The sequence below is a fragment of the Streptomyces sp. NPDC001493 genome, from assembly GCF_053597235.1.
Genome location: NZ_JBSFHV010000006.1, coordinates 278,190 through 295,521 on the forward strand (window position 1 = coordinate 278,190; position 17,332 = coordinate 295,521).

Consider the following 17,332-nt stretch of genomic DNA (forward strand, 5'->3'; position numbering starts at 1 on the left):
ACCCCTGCCGGAAAAACGGGCCCCGCGACCGCGCTCCGGAGCCACCACCGGGCACGAGCACGGAAAAGGCCCGGCGGCTCCACCAGGGAGCCGCCGGGCCCGTACGTCCGCGCCGACCGGTCAGGTCGTCGTACGCCTCCGCCGCGCACCGGGGCGCCGCTCGCTCGGGCGGGTCACCGGGTCGCCGGCCTCCTTGGCCGCGTCCCGGCGCCGCGCGCCGAACTCCGCCAGCGCCTCGGCCAGCTTGTGCACCGAGGGCTCCGGCGCGAGGACGTCGACCCGCAGGCCGTGCTCCTCGGCGGTCTTAGCGGTGGCCGGGCCGATACAGGCGATGACCGTCACGTTGTGCGGCTTGCCCGCGATGCCGACCAGGTTGCGGACGGTCGAGGACGAGGTGAAGAGCACCGCGTCGAAGCCGCCGCCCTTGATCGCCTCCCGGGTGTCCGCCGGGGGCGGCGAGGCGCGGACCGTGCGGTACGCGGTCACGTCGTCGACCTCCCAGCCCAGGTCGATCAGGCCCGCCACCAGGGTCTCGGTGGCGATGTCGGCGCGGGGCAGGAAGACGCGGTCGATCGGGTCGAAGACCGGGTCGTACGGCGGCCAGTCCTCCAGGAGACCCGCGGCGGACTGCTCGCCCGACGGCACCAGGTCCGGCTTCACACCGAAGTCGACCAGCGCGGCGGCGGTCTGCTCGCCGACGGCCGCGACCTTGATCCCGGCGAAGGCGCGGGCGTCGAGCCCGTACTCCTCGAACTTCTCCCGTACGGCCTTCACCGCGTTCACCGAGGTGAACGCGATCCACTCGTACCGGCCGGTGACCAGGCCCTTGACCGCGCGCTCCATCTGCTGCGGCGTACGCGGCGGCTCGACGGCGATCGTCGGCACCTCGTGCGGCACGGCACCGTAGGAACGCAGCTGGTCGGAGAGCGAGGCCGACTGCTCCTTCGTCCGCGGGACGAGCACCTTCCAGCCGAAGAGCTGCTTGGACTCGAACCAGGCGAGCTGGTCGCGCTGGGCGGCGGAGGTACGGTCCCCGACCACGGCTATGACCGGCTGGTGCCCGTCCGGCGACGGGAGCACCTTCGTCTGCTTGAAGAGCTGCGCGATGGTGCCCAGCGTCGCCGTCCACGTCCGCTGGCGGGTGGTGGTGCCCGCGACGGTGACGGTCAGCGGGGTGTCGGGCTTGCGGCCCGCCGAGACCAGCTCGCCCGCGGCCGCCGCGACGGCGTCCAGCGTGGTCGAGACGACGGCGGTCGCATCGCTCGCGCCCACCTCGCTCCAGCACCGGTCGGTCGCGGTACGGGCGTCCACGAAACGCACGTCCGTACCCTGCGCGTCGCGCAGCGGCACACCGGCGTACGCGGGCACGCCGACGGCGTTCGCGACACCCGGGACGACCTCGAAGGGCACCCCGGCCACGGCGCACGCGAGCATCTCCGCCCCCGCGCCACCGTCGAGGCCCGGGTCACCGGCGACAGCACGGACGACCCGCCTGCCGCCCTTCGCGGCCTCCATGACAATATTGGCGGCGTCCCTGAGTACAGGCACACCGGCTGTTGACGCGATGTCAACAACGGTCAGCTCAGGGGTGCTCACGCCTGCCCGCGCATGTGTGCGCACGACGTCGAGCACCTCGGGCTCTGCGACAAGAACGTCGGCGCTCGCGAGCGCCTCGACGGCGCGCAGCGTCAGCAGACCCGGGTCGCCGGGACCGGCGCCGAGGAAGGTGACGTGTCCCTGCGCGGACAGCAGCGGAAAGTCGGACACGGCGGGGCCGGTGGGGCTCAAAGTGCTCGCTCCCCCATAAGACCGGCCGCACCCTTGGCGAGCATCTCCGACGCGAGTTCGCGTCCGAGGGCCGCCGCGTCGTCCTGCGACGTGGGAACGGGACCGGTGGTGGACAGCTGCACGAGCGAGGAACCGTCGGTGGAACCGACGACACCGCGCAGGCGCAGTTCGTTGACAGCCTGACCGTCGACCAGGAGGTCGGCCAACGCACCCACGGGTGCGGAGCAGCCGGCCTCCAGGGCGGCGAGCAGGGAACGCTCGGCGGTGACGGCGACCCGGGTGTACGGGTCGTCGAGCTCCGCGAGCGCGGCGGCGAGGTCGGTGCTCGTTGCCGCGCACTCGATCGCCAGTGCTCCCTGACCGGGAGCGGGCAGGACGGTGTCGGGCGACAGGAAGTCGGTCACCTCGTCCGTCCGGCCGAGACGGCTGAGACCGGCCGCGGCGAGAACCACCGCGTCCAGCTCTCCGTTCCGTACAAATCCGATGCGCGTATCCACGTTGCCGCGGATCGGCACGGTCTCTATGGAGAGGCCGTGCGACTTCGCGTACGCGTTCAGCTGGGCCATGCGGCGCGGCGAACCGGTACCGACACGGGCACCGGCCGGCAGCTCCTCGAAGGTCAGCCCGTCGCGTGCCACCAGCACGTCGCGCGGGTCCTCGCGGAGCGGCACGGCGGCCAGCACCAAACCCTCGGGCTGCGCGGTCGGCAGGTCCTTGAGGCTGTGGACCGCGAAGTCCACCTCGCCCCGCAGCAGCGCCTCGCGCAGCGCGGCGACGAACACTCCGGTGCCGCCGATCTGCGCCAGGTCCTCGCGCGAGACGTCGCCGTACGTGGTGATCTCGACGAGCTCGACGGCGCGCCCGGTCACCTCGCCGACCGCCTCGGCGATCAGGCCCGACTGGGCCATGGCGAGTTTGCTGCGCCGGGTGCCGAGCCGCAGCGGCGTGTTGTTGGCCCCACCCTGGGGTGAGCTGTCGGTCATGACCGCCCTCTATTCGGGTCGTTCAGGTCTGCCCGGGAGACGGCGGCCACCGTCTGCGGGTCGAGGTCGAAGAGTTCTCGCAGCGCGTCCGCGTACCCGGCGCCGCCGGGCTCGCTCGCCAGCTGCTTGACCCGCACGGTCGGCGCGTGCAGGAGCTTGTCGACGACACGGCGCACGGTCTGCGTGATCTCCGCGCGCTGCTTCTCGTCGAGGTCGGGCAGCCGTCCGTCGAGCCGGGCGATCTCGCCGGCCACCACGTCGGCGGCCATCGTGCGCAGGGCGACGACGGTCGGGGTGATGTGCGCGGCGCGCTGGGCGGCGCCGAAGGCGGCCACCTCGTCGGAGACGATGCCCCGCACCCGGTCGACGTCGGCGGCCATCGGGGCGTCCGCGGACGCCTCGGCGAGCGACTCGATGTCGACGAGGCGTACGCCGGCGATGCGGTGCGCGGCGCTGTCCACGTCCCTCGGCATCGCGAGGTCGAGGATCGCGAGCCGCACGGGTCCGTTGTTCTGCGCGGGAACGGTGACGCGGCGCGGCGCGGCCGGGGCGGCGCCCTCGGCGCGAGAACCGTCCGCGGAACCGTTCTCCACCCAGGCGGCGTGCTGGTCCAGCGCGTCCACGGCGGCAGCGGAACCGGCCTTCGCGGCGGGGACGGCCGCGGCGTCGTACTCCGCGCCGACGGCCTTCGCGATCGCCTCGGCGGTCAGCACCAGACCGGTCGAACCGGTGCAGGACACCACGATGTCGGCACGTGTCAGTTCCTCGCCGACGGCGGTCATCTCCACGGCGCGGGCGCGCAGTTCGGGCCCGGTCGCCTGGCCGAGGATCTCCACCAGGCGGTCGGCGCGGGCCCGGGTCCGGTTGGCGACGACGATCTCGCCGACCCCGGTACGGGCCAGGGTCGCGGCGGCCAGCGAGGACATCGATCCGGCCCCGATGACCAGGGCGCGCTTGCCCCGGGCCCAGGCGTCGACGTCCTGCCCGGCGGCGAGCTGCTCCAGGCCGAAGGTGACCAGCGACTGTCCGGCGCGGTCGATCCCGGTCTCGCTGTGGGCGCGCTTGCCCACCCGCAGGGCCTGCTGGAACAGGTCGTTCAGCAGCCGGCCCGCGGTGTGCAGCTCCTGCCCCAGGGCGAGCGCGTCCTTGATCTGGCCGAGGATCTGGCCCTCGCCCACGACCATCGAGTCCAGCCCGCAGGCCACCGACAGCAGGTGGTGGACGGCGCGGTCCTCGTAGTGCACGTAGAGATGGGGAGTGAGCTCGTCCAGCCCGACCTGACTGTGCTGCGCGAGCAGCGTCGACAGCTCGGCGACGCCCGCGTGGAACTTGTCCACGTCGGCGTAGAGCTCGATGCGGTTGCAGGTGGCCAGCACGGTGGCCTCGGCCGCGGGCTCCGCGGCGAGGGTGTCCTGCAACAGCTTGACCTGGGCGTCCTGGGCGAGCGAGGCCCGCTCCAGTACGGAGACGGGGGCGCTGCGGTGACTCAGTCCGACGACGAGAAGGCTCATGCCGGCATCACGGCGGGCATGTCCCCGTCGGGTCCCTTCCGGTTCACGGGGGTCGCGCGCATCGGCGGCGCGGCCTCGTCGGTCTCGTCGGCGGTGCCGTCCTCGCCGGCCTTGCGCTGCTCGTGGAACGCGAGGATCTGGAGCTCGATCGAGAGGTCGACCTTGCGCACGTCGACACCCTCGGGAACGGAGAGGACGGTCGGCGCGAAGTTGAGGATCGAGGTGACACCGGCCGCCACGAGACGGTCGCAGACCTGCTGGGCCGCGCCGGGCGGGGTGGTGATCACGCCGATGGACACACCGTTGTCGGTGAGGATGCGGTCCATGTCGTCGGTGTGCTGGACGGGGATCCCGGCGACCGGCGTACCGGCCATCGCGGGGTCGGCGTCGATCAGCGCGGCGACCCGGAAACCGCGGGAGGCGAACCCGCCGTAGTTGGCGAGCGCGGCGCCGAGGTTTCCGATGCCGACGATGGCGACCGGCCAGTCCTGGGTGAGGCCGAGCTCACGGGAGATCTGGTAGACGAGGTACTCGACGTCGTACCCGACACCCCGGGTGCCGTAGGACCCCAGGTAGCTGAAGTCCTTGCGGAGCTTCGCGGAATTGACCCCCGCGGCCGTGGCGAGTTCCTCGGAGGAGACCGTCGGAACGGAACGCTCGGACAGCGCGGTGAGTGCGCGCAGATACAGGGGGAGTCGGGCGACAGTGGCCTCGGGAATTCCTCGGCTTCGGGTCGCCGGTCGGTGAGTTCGGCCAGTTGCCACGGTGCTCCTGCGGGATGAGCGGGGCTGTAGGCGGCCGTATGTCCCAAGACCGCCCCGTCGAATGCAGGCTATGTCTTTGTGAACACGTGCACAAAGATTGTGTCCGTTTTGTCCGGTCAAAGTGACCGGGGTCACGCGAATTCGCCGCCCGATCCCGGAACCACGGATCGCATCAACCCGTTGCGGGTTCGAAGGGGGCAAAACCGAACACACTCCTCATGATCAAGCCCCCGAGACCACTCAAAACGCCCATGATGGTACGCGAAAATCGTTGACTCAGGCACCCAGTGCCGTGTCCGGCCCCGAACGGCGCCCGCCCGACGAGAAGAAGGTCAGGCACCCAGTGCCGTACGCAGCCGCTTCGGGTCGACGCGCCAGAAGGTGTGCTGCTCCCCGTCGATCAGCACCACCGGGATCTGCTCCCAGTACTGCGCGTACAGCGCCTCGTCCCGCGTGATGTCCTTCTCCTCCAGCGCGGCACCGGTCTCCGCGCACACCGCGTCCACCACGGCCTTCGCGTCCTCGCAGAGATGACAGCCGGGCTTCCCGAGGAGCGTGACGACCCGGTCGGCGGGCTTCTTCTTCGTACGACGCAGCAGGGCACTCATCCCCCCATTCTCCGCCCGTCGCGCCCCGTACCGACACCACCGCGCACCGTTTTCCGCGCCGCCCGGGCACGGGCTCGGCGGTGCGGCAACACCGCCGGCGCACGGCACGGCACGGCGCGACACGGCCGAAAACCCCGCCCCGCACCTCCGCGCAACGGCCGGGCCCCGGAGAGTTCACGTCCACGGAACCCGACAGGACAAGAAGAGCCCGGCGAAATGGTTATGCTCGCCGCATGGCCTCTCTTGGATGGCTCACACCTCGCAGGCGCCCCGCGACCGCACGGAGCGTGCTGGCGGGCGAGGCGGCGGCCGAGGCCGCCCGCAAGGCGACGCTGGACGGGGACGGCGACACCCTCCTCGAAGCGGACCGGGGCGCGCCCGAAGAACCCGTGTTCCCGGTGGCCGGCGACGACCGCGCCGCCGCCTTCTTCGACCTCGACAACACCGTGATGCAGGGCGCCGCCCTCTTCCACTTCGGCCGGGGCCTCTACAAGCGGAAGTTCTTCCAGCGCCGCGAACTGACCCGGTTCGCCTGGCAGCAGGCGTGGTTCCGGCTGGCCGGTGTGGAAGACCCGGAACACATGCAGGACGCCCGCGACAGCGCGCTCTCCATCGTCAAGGGACACCGCGTCTCCGAGCTGATGTCCATCGGCGAGGAGATCTACGACGAGTACATGGCCGACCGCATCTGGCCCGGCACCCGCGCCCTCGCCCAGGCGCACCTCGACGCCGGCCAGAAGGTCTGGCTGGTCACCGCCGCCCCGGTGGAGACCGCCACGATCATCGCCCGCAGGCTCGGCCTCACCGGCGCCCTCGGCACGGTCGCCGAGTCCGTCGACGGCGTCTACACCGGCCGCCTGGTCGGCGAACCGCTGCACGGCCCCGCCAAGGCCGAGGCGGTACGCGCCCTGGCGGCGGGCGAGGGCCTGGACCTCGGGCGCTGTGCCGCGTACAGCGACTCGCACAACGACATCCCGATGCTCTCGCTGGTCGGCCACCCCTACGCGATCAACCCCGACGCCAAGCTCCGCAAGCACGCCCGCGCCCACGACTGGCGGCTGCGCGACTACCGCACCGGGCGCAAGGCCGCGCAGGTCGCGCTCCCGGCCGCCGCCGGGGTCGGCGCACTGGCCGGCGGCACCGTCGCCGCCGTCGCCCTGCACCGCCGCCGCCGCTGACCCGCTGACCCGCTGACCCGCTGACCCGCTGACCCGCCGGCCCGCCCCGCACCACCCGCTGCCCCGCCCGCGCCCACCCTCCGTTCGCCCCGCCGAACGGCCGTGCGCGCGGGCGTTCGCGCGTCCGCACCTCCACGCACCCGCCCTTCCGCGCACCCGCCCCTCCGCGCGCCCGCCCCCGCACGTGCCGGCCCCTCCGCACATACGCACGACCTCCGGGCACACCTCCGTCGGCGGCCGTCGGGAACGGCTCTCGGCACGGACATCTGTGCGCCTGGGCGGCCCCCTCCGAACACTCCGCCCGCGCGCCCTTGTGCGCCCCGCACTCCCCCTCGGAGCGGACGCGATCGAGCAGGGCCACGCCCGGGACCGCCCGGGAGGACCGCCCCGGGCGGGAGGCCGCCACAACCCCCGCGCCGCCCGGCCCGCACCGGGCCGACGGACGGCGAGCGACCACAACCGGTACCGAGCAGGGACAGATCGCGAAGCAATTCGATCAATAACTGGTCACCATCTGCGATCGCAATAGTCACCGAGCGGTACGAGAACTGACGCAACCGGTGATTTTAGCAACTCGGTGTAGTGCCGCCTGTACGAAGCGTTATTCTCCTCAAACGCATGATGGAGCCCGCCACCCCCTACAAAAGGTGACGGCTTTCGAACTGCTCGTGATGGAAGCTCTGCCTCTGGGAGTCCCGTGTACCCACACGTCGGGGTTGACGCCTCGGGCCTGGCTACGCTGCGTGCAACGGTCCTCGACCGCTTGCGCGGCTTCGTCCCCACCGCGTACGCCGTACCCGCGCTCGCCACCCCTGCACCCGCACCTGCCGGTCCTTGCTATGCCCTGGCGGAACGCGGTGCGGTGGTCGGAAGACGCGGCAACCGTGCCGCCTCGGCCGCATCCTCCACCCCGCCCGCGTCATCGTCGGCGGCGTCGTCGTCGTCGGCACCATCGGCGTCGGCCCCCACCGTGCGCCGCCCGACCGCCGACAGCGACAGCGCGCGCATGATGGACCTCGTCGAGCGCGCACAGGCCGGCGAGGCCGACGCCTTCGGCCGCCTCTACGACCAGTACAGCGACACCGTGTACCGGTACATCTACTACCGCGTGGGCGGCAAGGCCACGGCGGAGGACCTCACCAGCGAGACCTTCCTCCGCGCGCTGCGCCGCATCTCCACCTTCACCTGGCAGGGCCGCGACTTCGGCGCCTGGCTGGTCACCATCGCGCGCAACCTCGTCGCCGACCACTTCAAGTCCAGCCGCTTCCGGCTGGAGGTGACCACCGGCGAGATGCTCGACGCCAACGAGGTCGAGCGCTCCCCCGAGGACTCCGTGCTGGAGTCCCTCTCCAACGCCGCGCTGCTCCAGGCCGTGCGGCGGCTCAACCCACAGCAGCAGGAGTGCGTCACACTCCGGTTCCTGCAAGGGCTCTCGGTCGCCGAGACGGCGCGGGTGATGGGCAAGAACGAGGGCGCGATCAAGACCCTCCAGTACCGCGCCGTGCGCACGCTCGCCCGTCTTCTGCCGGACGACGCCCGCTGACGCGGCCCGTCGCCGACCGGCACGGCAGGGCGCGGCTCCGCCGTCCGGCCTGTCACGTTCATGACGCACTGGTCCGATCATCTTTCGTCCGTAACCCAAGTGCCGCGCCGCTCGTTGTGCCGGATGCAGGCCCCCTGTAGCTACACCTCGACCGGCGTCACTCACTCCATCGAGTGGCATCGACTCCGGGTGTACAACCTTCCGGACCCCCAGGGGAGTCGACCGTCATGACGAGAGGAGGTGCCGCCAGTGATCGCAAACGTTTCGGCACACCGGCGGGCGAACGCCTTCGCCCAGGCCCTGGAGGACCAGTCCCCCCAGGGTGCGGCGGCCGTACAGCCCGAGGAGCCGGCCGAACAGGCCGACCACGGAGCACTGTTGGCCCTGGCGAACGGCCTCGGTGAACTGCCGTCGCCGCAGTTCGATCCCGAAGTCAAAGTGGTGCAGCGAGCCCAGCTCGTCGCCGCCATGGAGGCGATGTTTGCCCAGGTCGCCGATGCCGGTGCGTCCACGGGCCCTACGGTGCCCGAGCAACGCCCCAGGGGGGCCCACCGGGCCTCCCCGCTCCGCAAGCTCCGCCCCCGCTCCCGCTGGGCGAAGGGGCTCACGGCCGGCGGGCTGACCGTGGGTGTCGCGGCGGGCGCGTTCGGCGGCGTGGCCGCCGCCAGCTCCGACGCCCTCCCCGGTGATTCGCTGTACGGCCTCAAGCGGGGCATGGAGGACATCCAGCGCTCCATGGCCGACAGCGACACCGACCGCGGCGAGGCCTTCCTCGACCAGGCCTCGACCCGGCTCAGCGAGGCGCGCCGCCTGATGGAGCGCGGCCGTTCCGGCCACCTGGACCACGAGTCGCTGGGCGAGATCCGGCGCGCCCTCAGCGGGATGTCGCACGACGCCTCCGAGGGGCACCGGCTGCTGCACGCCGCGTACGAACGCGAGGGCACCCTGGGGCCCATCCAGACCCTGGACTCGTTCTCCCGTTCGCACCGCGACAGCTGGAGCAGCCTGCGGGACAAGCTGCCCGTCCAGCTCACCGACGTCGGGGACAAGGTCAGTTCGGTGCTGGCGGCCATAGACGAAGAGGTCGCGCCGCTGGAGTCGCTGCTGCCGCGCACGCCGGACAGGAGCGTCGGGGGCACCTCGGAGCGGTCCGGGGTTCCCCGGCGTGAGGGCGGTTCCTCGCGGACCTCTCCCTCCACCGCGCCCTCGTCGGCGCCCTCCTCCGCGGCCTCGGCCAAGGACGGCTCCCCCGCGCCCTCGGGTTCGGCGTCGCCGGAGTCGTCGGAGGGTCTCCTCGGCGGTGGCACGGGCGGCCTGCTGGACGGCCTGCCGACGGACGACTCCGGTACGCCGTCGAGCTCGGACGGCTCCGACGTCCCGGGCGGTGCCGACAGCTCCGCCACTCCGGACGTCACCCTGCCGCCGCTGCTGCCGGGTCTCCTCCCCGGCCTGGGCATCAGCGCGGAGGACGCGGACGAGTAGGGCGTGTCGCGACACGCTCGATGGCGTGTCGCGACAGTAGCTCCGTCCGCCCGGTCCGAGGGGGCGGGCATCCGGACCGACACCGGACGCCCGCCCCCTCGGGCTGCGGCCGGCCGCTTCCGGGACGGCTCAGAAGAACACCGAGCGGCGCTGCACCAGCAGTTTGTAGAGCGTGTGCTGGATCTGTTCGCGTACCTGGTCGGTGAGGTTGAACATCAGCATCGGGTCCTCGGCCGCCTCCGGCGGGTAGCCGTCGGTCGGGATGGGTTCGCCGAACTGGATGGTCCACTTCGTCGGCAGCGGCACCATGCCGAGCGGGCCGAGCCAGGGGAAGGTCGGGGTGACCGGGAAGTACGGGAAGCCCAGCAGCCGGGCGACGGTCTTCGCGTTGCCGAGCATGGGGTAGATCTCCTCGGCGCCGACGATCGAGCACGGCACGATCGGTACCCCGGCGCGCAGCGCGGTGGAGACGAACCCGCCCCGGCCGAAGCGCTGGAGCTTGTACCGGTCGCCGAAGGGTTTGCCGAGTCCCTTGAAGCCCTCCGGCATCACCCCGACGATCTCGCCGAGTTCGAGGAGCCGCTGGGCGTCCTCCGCACAGGCCAGGGTGTGTCCGGCCTTGCGGGCGAGTTCGTTGACGACCGGCAGCCGGAAGACGAGGTCGGCGGCGAGCAGCCGCAGGTGGCGGTCGGCCGGGTGGTGGTCGTGCACGGCGACCTGGAGCATCAGCCCGTCGAGCGGCAGGGTCCCGGAGTGGTTGGCGACGACGAGCGCGCCGCCGTCCTTCGGGATGTTCTCGATCCCCTTCACCTCGACGCGGAAGTACTTGTCGGCGAGGGGCCTCAGCAGCGACATCAGGACCTGGTCGGTGAGCTCCTCGTCGTAGCCGAACTCGTCCACCTCGTAATCGCCCGTCACCCGCCTCCGCAGGAAGGCCAGTCCGCCCGCGATCCGCCGGTCCCAGTCGCCGCGCTCCGTACTCCCGCGCGTCTCCCGCTCCTCCCGCGCCGCTGCCCCCACTGTCCCCTCCTGGGGGCGGGGCGGGTCCTGGGGCGGCTCGGTGCCCGTGCGTCCCTGTCCGGGCACCTGGGCGCCCGGCAGCGCGCTCACGGGCGCCGCGGTGCCCTCGGGCCGCCCGGCGGCCGGGCCGTTGCCGGAGCCGGTACGGCGTCGCGCGGAGCGTGACCCGCCCGCGCCCGGGGACCGGGACCGGTCGTCGTCGAACGGAATGACCTTGGCGTCCGCCATCGTCGATGCGCTCCTCTACCTCGCGCCGTGCGTCGTCTGCGTCTGTGCCGTCGTCGGGACGGCCGGCCGGCTCCGGCGGGCCGGACCGGCGAGCGGCAGCGCCGCGAGGCGGTCGACCGCGCGGCCCACCGTCTCCGGCGGCAGCAGCCCGGGGCCGCGGCTGCGGGCGTACTCCGCGAAGGTCTCCGCCGTGGTGAACCCGGGGCGGAAGCCCAGCGTCTCGTACATCTGCGTGGTGGAGACGACCCTGCCGTGGGTGAGCAGCCGGATCTGCTCCGGCGAGAAGTCCGTCATGCCGACCGCGCGGAGCGCCGTGCCGACCCAGGTGACGGCCGGCAGCAGCACCGGGACCGTCGGCCGGCCGAGGCGCCGCGCGCACTGCGAGAGCAGCAGCACCCCGTCGCCCGCGATGTTGAAGGTGCCGCTGTTGAGAGTGCCCCGCCGGGGTTCGCCCGCCGCGATGCCCAGCACGTCGACCACGTCGTCCTCGTGGACGAACTGGAGCCGGGGGTCGTACCCGAGGACGGTCGGCAGTACGGGCAGCGCGAGGTAGTCCGCGAGCGGGGAGTCCGGCATCGGGCCGAGGATGTTGGCGAAGCGCAGCACGCAGACCGCGACGTCCGGGCGGCGCCGGGCGAAGCCGCGTACGTACCCCTCGACCTCGACCGCGTCCTTGGCGAAGCCGCCGCTCGGCAGGGACTTCGGCGGGGTCGTCTCGGTGAAGACGGCCGGGTCGCGCGGGGCGGAGCCGTAGACGCTGGTGCTGGACTTCACCACCAGGCGCTGGACGGTGGGTGACTTCTGGCAGGCACCGAGCAGCTGCATGGTGCCGATGACGTTGGTTTCCTTGATCACGGTCCGGCCGGTCGCGCCGAGCGCCTTGCCGGAGACGTTCAGGTGGACCACCGTGTCCACCGAGTGTTCCGCGAGCACCCGCGCGATGGCGGGCTGCCGGATGTCGGCGCGGACGAACACCGCGTCGCCGAGGCGGTGCTCGGGCTCCGTGGCGTCGACGGCGATCACCCGGTCCACACCGGGCTCGCGCTGGACCCGCCGCACGAAGCGGCCTCCCAGCTGCCGGGCCGCTCCTGTGACGAGCACGACCTTCCCCAAGATCAGCGCCTTCCGTCGGTCCGCGAGGCGGGACGCCCGCGAAAAAGGGCCGTCCTCTGCCGGTCACCGTAGCGGGTGGATGTTTCCCTGCGGGTTCCCCGGAGCGGGGTTTGACGAACTCGTCGCGCCCGGAGCCGGAAAACGGCACCGGAAAAGCCGCACCGCGCGCCCCCGGGAGGAAACCGGGCCGGAAAATACCGCAGCCCCTCCGCCATGACGGCGGAGGGGCTGCGGAGGCACGAACTGCGTTCGCTTACTTCTTGTTGCGACGCTGAACGCGCGTGCGCTTGAGCAGCTTGCGGTGCTTCTTCTTGGCCATCCGCTTGCGCCGCTTCTTGATAACAGAGCCCACGACTACCCTCGCTCACTTCTCATCCTGGTGCGGGGCGTCTGGGCCCACACGACCTACGTCGGCCTAGCCTACCCGTCACTTGGTGAGGGACGTAATCCGAGGGAAAGACGTCAGGCGGACTCGACCCCCACAAAGGATTCGCGGAGGTACTCGTGAACCGCTTGCTCGGGCACCCGGAACGACCTGCCCACCCGGATCGCCGGCAGATGACCGCTGTGCACCAAGCGGTACACGGTCATCTTCGACACTCTCATGACCGAGGCGACTTCCGCCACGGTCAGAAACTTGACCTCGTTCAGAGGTCTCTCGCTGCCAGCAGCCATGACCCACCTGTACCTTCCGCAGGCGACGCGCACCGGCTTCCCCTCCGGTGACTCTTCGTCGTTGTGCGCTCACTGCCCAGATTAGGGGCGGGTGATGCGAGTGGGGAAGAGGTGAGGCGATCGGGCGCCTACTGTGACAGACGGGCCCGATTGAGCACATAGCGCGTCAGCGGGAGGTAGTGCTCCGCCGCCACGGCGTCGTCCACGGGTACGGCGACCGAGACCCGGCCCTCCGCCTCGCCGACGAAGAGCGCCGGGTCGTTCACATCGGCCGGCCCCATCGCCTCGATGCCCAGCTGACCTGCGCCGCACGCCCATCCGTGGTCGCCGATCACCAGCTCCGGCAGCCCGCCCGCGTCCTCGGCCGCGCTCTCCAGAGCGGCCCGCACGGGCAGCGGGGAGTGGGTGTGCGCCCCGGGCCCTCCGGGTCCGCCGCGCGCGCCGGGTTCCCGCACGAACGCGACCCCGCGTACGTAATCGAGCCGGTGCGCACGTACGCCGAATCGAGTCGTTATGTCGATACTGCGGCCCCGTGCGGGGGTGAGGACCGTACAGCCGGCCGCCGACAGGGCGTCTGCCAGCCCGGCGTAGAACCCGGTCAGCCGCTCCGGGTGCCCGGTCCCGAACAGGACGGAAGCCCGCCGCGCGGCCACCTCGGCGAGCCGCTCCGCGAACGCGTCCAGCCCCGCGAGGGTGCGCTCCGGGTCGATCGTGTCGGCCCCCGAAACGCGCCGGGGATCGCCCGAGACCCCGCACCGCTCGGCCATCAGCCCCAGCACCTCCCGCTCGCCCCAGACCCCCTCGGGGCGGACGCCCAGGGTCGCCCGCGGGTCCTGGGCCGCGAACAGCCGATAGCTGCGCAGACTGCTCTCGCGCGAGGTCGCGACGGGCCCCGCCAGCCGGGCCGCCAGCAGATGGGCGCGCAGCGCCCCGGTGCTCAACACCCGTGCCATGCTGCCGTACCGGCCACCGGCGGGGGCCAAAACCCCGCGACTGCCGCACCGTTGGCGTAACGCCGACATCGACTGCTCATCCGACGCAGCGTCACCCCCGTTGCTGCGCAGCCTTGTTCAGGCGAGCAGGCCACGCAGCGGGTACGCGGCACGACGCGTCGCCAGCACCGCCTGGTCCAGCCGATCCACCGGGTCGTAACCCGACTCCCAGGGCTGCCAGCGGGGTGTCCGGCCGTCCGTCATCCGCTCCGGTCCCGGCTGCCCGGTGCGCGCGTGGACCTCGTCCCGCCAGGACGCGGGGATCACCGACTCCGGGTCCACCGGCCGGTGCGCGGCGACCCCCACGAGGTGGGTCCAGGAGCGCGGCACCACGTCGACGACGGCGTACCCGCCGCCGCCCAGCGCCACCCACCGCCCGCCCTCGGCGTACGCGTGCGCGAGTTCGTGGCAGGCCTCCATGACCGCCCGCTGCGCGTCCAGCGTGACCGCCAGATGGGCGAGGGGGTCCTCGAAGTGGGTGTCCGTCCCGTGCTGGCTCACCAGCACCTGGGGCCGGAAGTCTTCGATCAGCTCCGGCACCACGGCGTGGAAGGCCCGCAGCCACCCCGCGTCGCCCGTCCCGGCCGGCAGCGCCACGTTGACCGCCCCGCCCTCGCCCGCCGCACCGCCGGTCTCCTGCGGGAAGCCGCTGTGCGGGAAGAGGGTGCGCGGATGCTCGTGCAGCGACACGGTCAGCACCCGGGGGTCGTCCCAGAACGCCGCCTGGACCCCGTCACCGTGGTGCACGTCCACGTCCACGTAGGCGACGCGCTCGGCGCCGAGCTCCAGCAGCCGGGCGATGGCGAGCGCCGGGTCGTTGTAGACGCAGAAACCGGCGGCCGCCCCGGGCATCGCGTGGTGCAGCCCGCCGGTGAAGTTGACCGCGTGCGCGGTCTCCCCTCGCCACACGGCCTCGGCGGCCCCCACGGAGAGCCCGGCGATGAGCGCGGAGACCTCGTGCATCCCCGCGAAGGCGGGGTCGTCGATGGTCCCGAGCCCGTAGTTCCGGTCCGCGCCAGCGGGGTCGGCCGAGGCGGCCCGTACCGCCGCCACGTAGTCCGCCCGGTGCACGAGCCGCAGCGTGGAGTCCCCCGCGGCCTTCGCCGACCGCACGTCCACGGCCTCGTCCAGCCCGAACGCCCGCACCAGCCCCATCGTCAGGGCCAGGCGGACCGGGTCCATCGGATGGCTGTGCCCGAAGTCGTATCCCGTTACCGCGTCATCCCACATCAACCGTGCGCGCCCGCTCATGCCCGCCACCGTATCGGGCCCCGTCCTCGCCGAACGACCGGGCGTACACGAGCGTCACCAGTACCAGGACCATCGGCACCACCATCGCCCCGCGGTAGTTCCACGCGTCACCGAGCGCCCCCACGAGCGGCGAACCGACCAGGAACCCGACGTAGTTGAAGATGTTCAGCCGTGCCACCGCGACATCGCTCGCGCCGGGGAACAGCCGCCCCGCAGCCGCGAAGGTCTGCGGCACGATCACACAGAGCCCGAACCCGAGCAGGGTGAACCCGGCCATTCCGGTCCACGGGTCCGGCGCGACCGCCACCACCCCGAACCCGACGGCCGCCACCACCGACCCCGCCCACACCACGGCCGCCGCCCCGACCCGCCGCACCCCGAAGTCCCCCACGGCCCGCCCCAGCAGCGTCGTCACCATGTAGACGTTGTACGGGACCGTCGACAGCTGCTCCGAACTCCCCAGCACGTCCTGGAGGTACTTGGCACTCCAGTTGGAGACCGTCGAGTCACCTATGTACGCGAAGCACATCACCATGCAGAGCGGCAGCAGCAGCCGGAACGGGACGGAGACCCCCGCGGCCTTGTCCTCACCCGCGGCTTCCTTCCCCGCGGCGAGGCCCTCAGCGTACCACCGGCTGCCGATCAGCGCGGCCGGCAGCAGGACGACGACCGCCGGGAGGTACGAGACGAGGAGCGAAAGGTCCCAGTGCGCCCCGGCCCAGGAGAGCGAGGCCCCGACGATCCCGCCGAGGCTGAACACCGCGTGGAAGCCAAGCATGATGCTGCGGCCGTAAGCCCGCTGCAGGCTGACGCCCATCATGTTCATGGAGGCGTCGAGCGCCCCCACGGAGAGCCCGAAGAGAGCGAGCGCGACGGCCACGTGCCACACCGCGTCGCCCGCACCGGCCCCGAGCAGGGCCAGCATGACGAGGGGCTGCGCCCAGCGCAGGACGGTCCCGGGCCGCACCCGCGCGACCACCTTCTCGGTGACCACACTGCCGACCCCGGCGAGGATCGGCACGGCGGCCAGGAAGACGGGCAGCAGCCCGTCGGATATCCCGTACTGGTCCTGAATGGCGGGGATACGCGTCACCAGCAGTGCGAAGGTCACCCCTTGCACGAAGAAGCTGAACGCCAACGAACCCCTGCCGTGCCGCAACCGCGCTTCTGTCATGGCGGGAGCGTAGGGCCAGGATCTACCCGTGGGTAGACGGATCAGGCAAGCAATCCCGGGAGTTGGGCCATGTCGGAGAAGTGCCCGGTCACTCCGGTGAGCCGGTCAGCCGGCATCATCGAGGTGAATCCGTAGACGTCCATGCCCGCCGCCCTGGCCGCTTCGACGCCGAGCGGGCTGTCCTCGATCACGACGCACCGCTCGGGGGCGACGCCCATCGAGCGGGCCGCGTGGAGGAACAGGTCCGGGGCGGGCTTGCCGCGGCCCACGTCCTCCGCGCTGAAAATCCACTCCTCCTCGAACCACTGGTCCAGCCCGGCCTTGTGGAGGCTGACGCGAATCCGTTCGTGGCTGCTGGAGGAGGCCACGCAGTAGTCCACCCCGTCCGCGACGAGGACGCCCAGCGCGTCTTCGACTCCGGGGACGACGGCGAGTTCTTCCTGGAAGGCCGCGAACAGCCTGGCGTTGAGCGTCGTCTCGAAGTCGTCGGGCAATTTCCCGCCCGTGCGCTCCAGGACCAGATCGTGCACCCGGTGCACGGCGGATCCCATGTAGTCGCGGAGGGATTCCTCGTACGTGGTGGGGTGACCGAGCTCGGTCAGGTACGCGGCGAGGATCGTGTTGGAGATCGGCTCACTGTCGACGAGCACGCCGTCGTTGTCGAAGATGACCAGTTCGTAGCGCATGGTTCGAGCCTAGACGCTCAGAACGCAGAAAACCCCCGTGCCACAAGGCACGGGGGTCTCCCGGAAAAATTGTTCGGCGGCGTCCTACTCTCCCACAGGGTCCCCCCTGCAGTACCATCGGCGCTGAAAGGCTTAGCTTCCGGGTTCGGAATGTAACCGGGCGTTTCCCTAACGCAATGACCACCGAAACACTATGAAATTAACCAACCGGATATAAACACGGCGGTTGTTATTTCAGAACCAACACAGTGGACGCGAGCAACTGAGGACAAGCCCTCGGCCTATTAGTACCAGTCAGCTCCACCCGTTACCGGGCTTCCACATCTGGCCTATCAA

The 17,332-nt window shown here is 71.7% G+C and carries 16 protein-coding genes and 1 rRNA gene; 3 read left to right on the forward strand and 14 right to left on the reverse strand.

From position 1 onward, the window contains the following. Window positions 1-120 precede the first annotated feature (120 nt). From ACWCWD_RS12420 to ACWCWD_RS12440, 5 genes are all read right to left on the reverse strand, one after another. Window positions 121-1,788: a uroporphyrinogen-III synthase gene (locus tag ACWCWD_RS12420; protein WP_450772326.1), complete on the reverse strand. Its 1,668-nt coding sequence runs from the start codon at window positions 1,786-1,788 to the stop codon at window positions 121-123. Continuing rightward, window positions 1,785-2,771 carry a hydroxymethylbilane synthase gene (gene hemC, locus ACWCWD_RS12425; RefSeq protein WP_450772328.1) on the reverse strand — a complete coding sequence of 329 codons (987 nt, stop codon included), beginning with the start codon at window positions 2,769-2,771 and terminating at the stop codon, window positions 1,785-1,787. Before hemC ends, ACWCWD_RS12420 begins: the two co-directional genes overlap by 4 nt. Further along, complete coding sequence (locus tag ACWCWD_RS12430) at window positions 2,768-4,282, reverse strand: glutamyl-tRNA reductase (protein ID WP_450772330.1); 1,515 nt, start codon at window positions 4,280-4,282, stop codon at window positions 2,768-2,770. The genes hemC and ACWCWD_RS12430 overlap by 4 nt, the downstream gene beginning before the upstream one ends. Next, window positions 4,279-5,046 (reverse strand): redox-sensing transcriptional repressor Rex, encoded by a 768-nt coding sequence (locus ACWCWD_RS12435; RefSeq protein ID WP_358758331.1) that lies wholly within the window; start codon window positions 5,044-5,046, stop codon window positions 4,279-4,281. Before ACWCWD_RS12435 ends, ACWCWD_RS12430 begins: the two co-directional genes overlap by 4 nt. A gap of 332 nt (window positions 5,047-5,378) precedes the next feature. Further along, window positions 5,379-5,654, reverse strand: coding sequence for a glutaredoxin family protein (locus tag ACWCWD_RS12440; protein WP_450772332.1), 276 nt, complete (start codon window positions 5,652-5,654; stop codon window positions 5,379-5,381). A gap of 233 nt (window positions 5,655-5,887) precedes the next feature. On the opposite strand from ACWCWD_RS12440, the gene ACWCWD_RS12445 reads away from it, so the two are divergent. From ACWCWD_RS12445 to ACWCWD_RS12455, 3 genes are all read left to right on the forward strand, one after another. Continuing rightward, entirely contained in the window at window positions 5,888-6,832 is a 945-nt protein-coding gene (locus tag ACWCWD_RS12445) for an HAD family hydrolase (RefSeq protein WP_450772334.1), read from the forward strand. Window positions 6,833-7,529: 697 nt separating this feature from the next. Next, entirely contained in the window at window positions 7,530-8,375 is an 846-nt protein-coding gene (locus ACWCWD_RS12450; protein ID WP_450772336.1) for an ECF subfamily RNA polymerase sigma factor, BldN family, read from the forward strand. A 249-nt stretch (window positions 8,376-8,624) separates the two neighbouring features. After that, complete coding sequence (locus tag ACWCWD_RS12455; RefSeq protein ID WP_450772337.1) at window positions 8,625-9,857, forward strand: DUF5667 domain-containing protein; 1,233 nt, start codon at window positions 8,625-8,627, stop codon at window positions 9,855-9,857. Window positions 9,858-9,986: 129 nt separating this feature from the next. Here ACWCWD_RS12455 and ACWCWD_RS12460 read toward each other — a convergent pair whose 3' ends face one another. From ACWCWD_RS12460 to rrf, 9 genes are all read right to left on the reverse strand, one after another. Continuing rightward, window positions 9,987-11,105 (reverse strand): lysophospholipid acyltransferase family protein, encoded by a 1,119-nt coding sequence (locus tag ACWCWD_RS12460; RefSeq protein ID WP_450772338.1) that lies wholly within the window; start codon window positions 11,103-11,105, stop codon window positions 9,987-9,989. Between the two features lie 15 nt (window positions 11,106-11,120). Next, window positions 11,121-12,218 carry an NAD-dependent epimerase/dehydratase family protein gene (locus ACWCWD_RS12465; RefSeq protein ID WP_450772340.1) on the reverse strand — a complete coding sequence of 366 codons (1,098 nt, stop codon included), beginning with the start codon at window positions 12,216-12,218 and terminating at the stop codon, window positions 11,121-11,123. A 253-nt stretch (window positions 12,219-12,471) separates the two neighbouring features. Beyond that, entirely contained in the window at window positions 12,472-12,570 is a 99-nt protein-coding gene (locus ACWCWD_RS12470) for a 30S ribosomal protein bS22 (RefSeq protein WP_003948845.1), read from the reverse strand. 110 nt (window positions 12,571-12,680) lie between these two features. Further along, window positions 12,681-12,893 (reverse strand): helix-turn-helix domain-containing protein, encoded by a 213-nt coding sequence (locus ACWCWD_RS12475; RefSeq protein ID WP_014046653.1) that lies wholly within the window; start codon window positions 12,891-12,893, stop codon window positions 12,681-12,683. Window positions 12,894-13,021: 128 nt separating this feature from the next. Continuing rightward, a complete protein-coding gene (locus ACWCWD_RS12480; RefSeq protein WP_450772341.1) occupies window positions 13,022-13,837 on the reverse strand; it encodes a phosphatase in 816 nt (271 codons plus the stop codon). A 126-nt stretch (window positions 13,838-13,963) separates the two neighbouring features. Continuing rightward, window positions 13,964-15,136 (reverse strand): acetoin utilization protein AcuC, encoded by a 1,173-nt coding sequence (locus tag ACWCWD_RS12485; protein WP_450772343.1) that lies wholly within the window; start codon window positions 15,134-15,136, stop codon window positions 13,964-13,966. Then, entirely contained in the window at window positions 15,105-16,310 is a 1,206-nt protein-coding gene (locus tag ACWCWD_RS12490; RefSeq protein ID WP_450772345.1) for an MFS transporter, read from the reverse strand. The genes ACWCWD_RS12485 and ACWCWD_RS12490 overlap by 32 nt, the downstream gene beginning before the upstream one ends. 41 nt (window positions 16,311-16,351) lie before the next feature. Further along, window positions 16,352-16,996, reverse strand: a complete 645-nt coding sequence (locus tag ACWCWD_RS12495; RefSeq protein ID WP_450772346.1) for an HAD family hydrolase — start codon at window positions 16,994-16,996, stop codon at window positions 16,352-16,354. 71 nt (window positions 16,997-17,067) lie between these two features. After that, window positions 17,068-17,184, reverse strand: a 5S ribosomal RNA gene (gene rrf, locus ACWCWD_RS12500). Window positions 17,185-17,332: the final 148 nt, after the last annotated feature.

Coding starts and splice junctions, on each gene's coding strand:
- ACWCWD_RS12485 (WP_450772343.1), bottom strand. CDS start 15,136: ATGAGCGGGCGCGCACGGTTGATGTGGGATGACGCGGTAACGGGATAC.
- ACWCWD_RS12440 (WP_450772332.1), bottom strand. CDS start 5,654: ATGAGTGCCCTGCTGCGTCGTACGAAGAAGAAGCCCGCCGACCGGGTC.
- hemC (WP_450772328.1), bottom strand. CDS start 2,771: ATGACCGACAGCTCACCCCAGGGTGGGGCCAACAACACGCCGCTGCGG.
- ACWCWD_RS12460 (WP_450772338.1), bottom strand. CDS start 11,105: ATGGCGGACGCCAAGGTCATTCCGTTCGACGACGACCGGTCCCGGTCC.
- ACWCWD_RS12430 (WP_450772330.1), bottom strand. CDS start 4,282: ATGAGCCTTCTCGTCGTCGGACTGAGTCACCGCAGCGCCCCCGTCTCC.
- ACWCWD_RS12445 (WP_450772334.1), top strand. CDS start 5,888: ATGGCCTCTCTTGGATGGCTCACACCTCGCAGGCGCCCCGCGACCGCA.
- ACWCWD_RS12475 (WP_014046653.1), bottom strand. CDS start 12,893: ATGGCTGCTGGCAGCGAGAGACCTCTGAACGAGGTCAAGTTTCTGACC.
- ACWCWD_RS12495 (WP_450772346.1), bottom strand. CDS start 16,996: ATGCGCTACGAACTGGTCATCTTCGACAACGACGGCGTGCTCGTCGAC.
- ACWCWD_RS12490 (WP_450772345.1), bottom strand. CDS start 16,310: ATGACAGAAGCGCGGTTGCGGCACGGCAGGGGTTCGTTGGCGTTCAGC.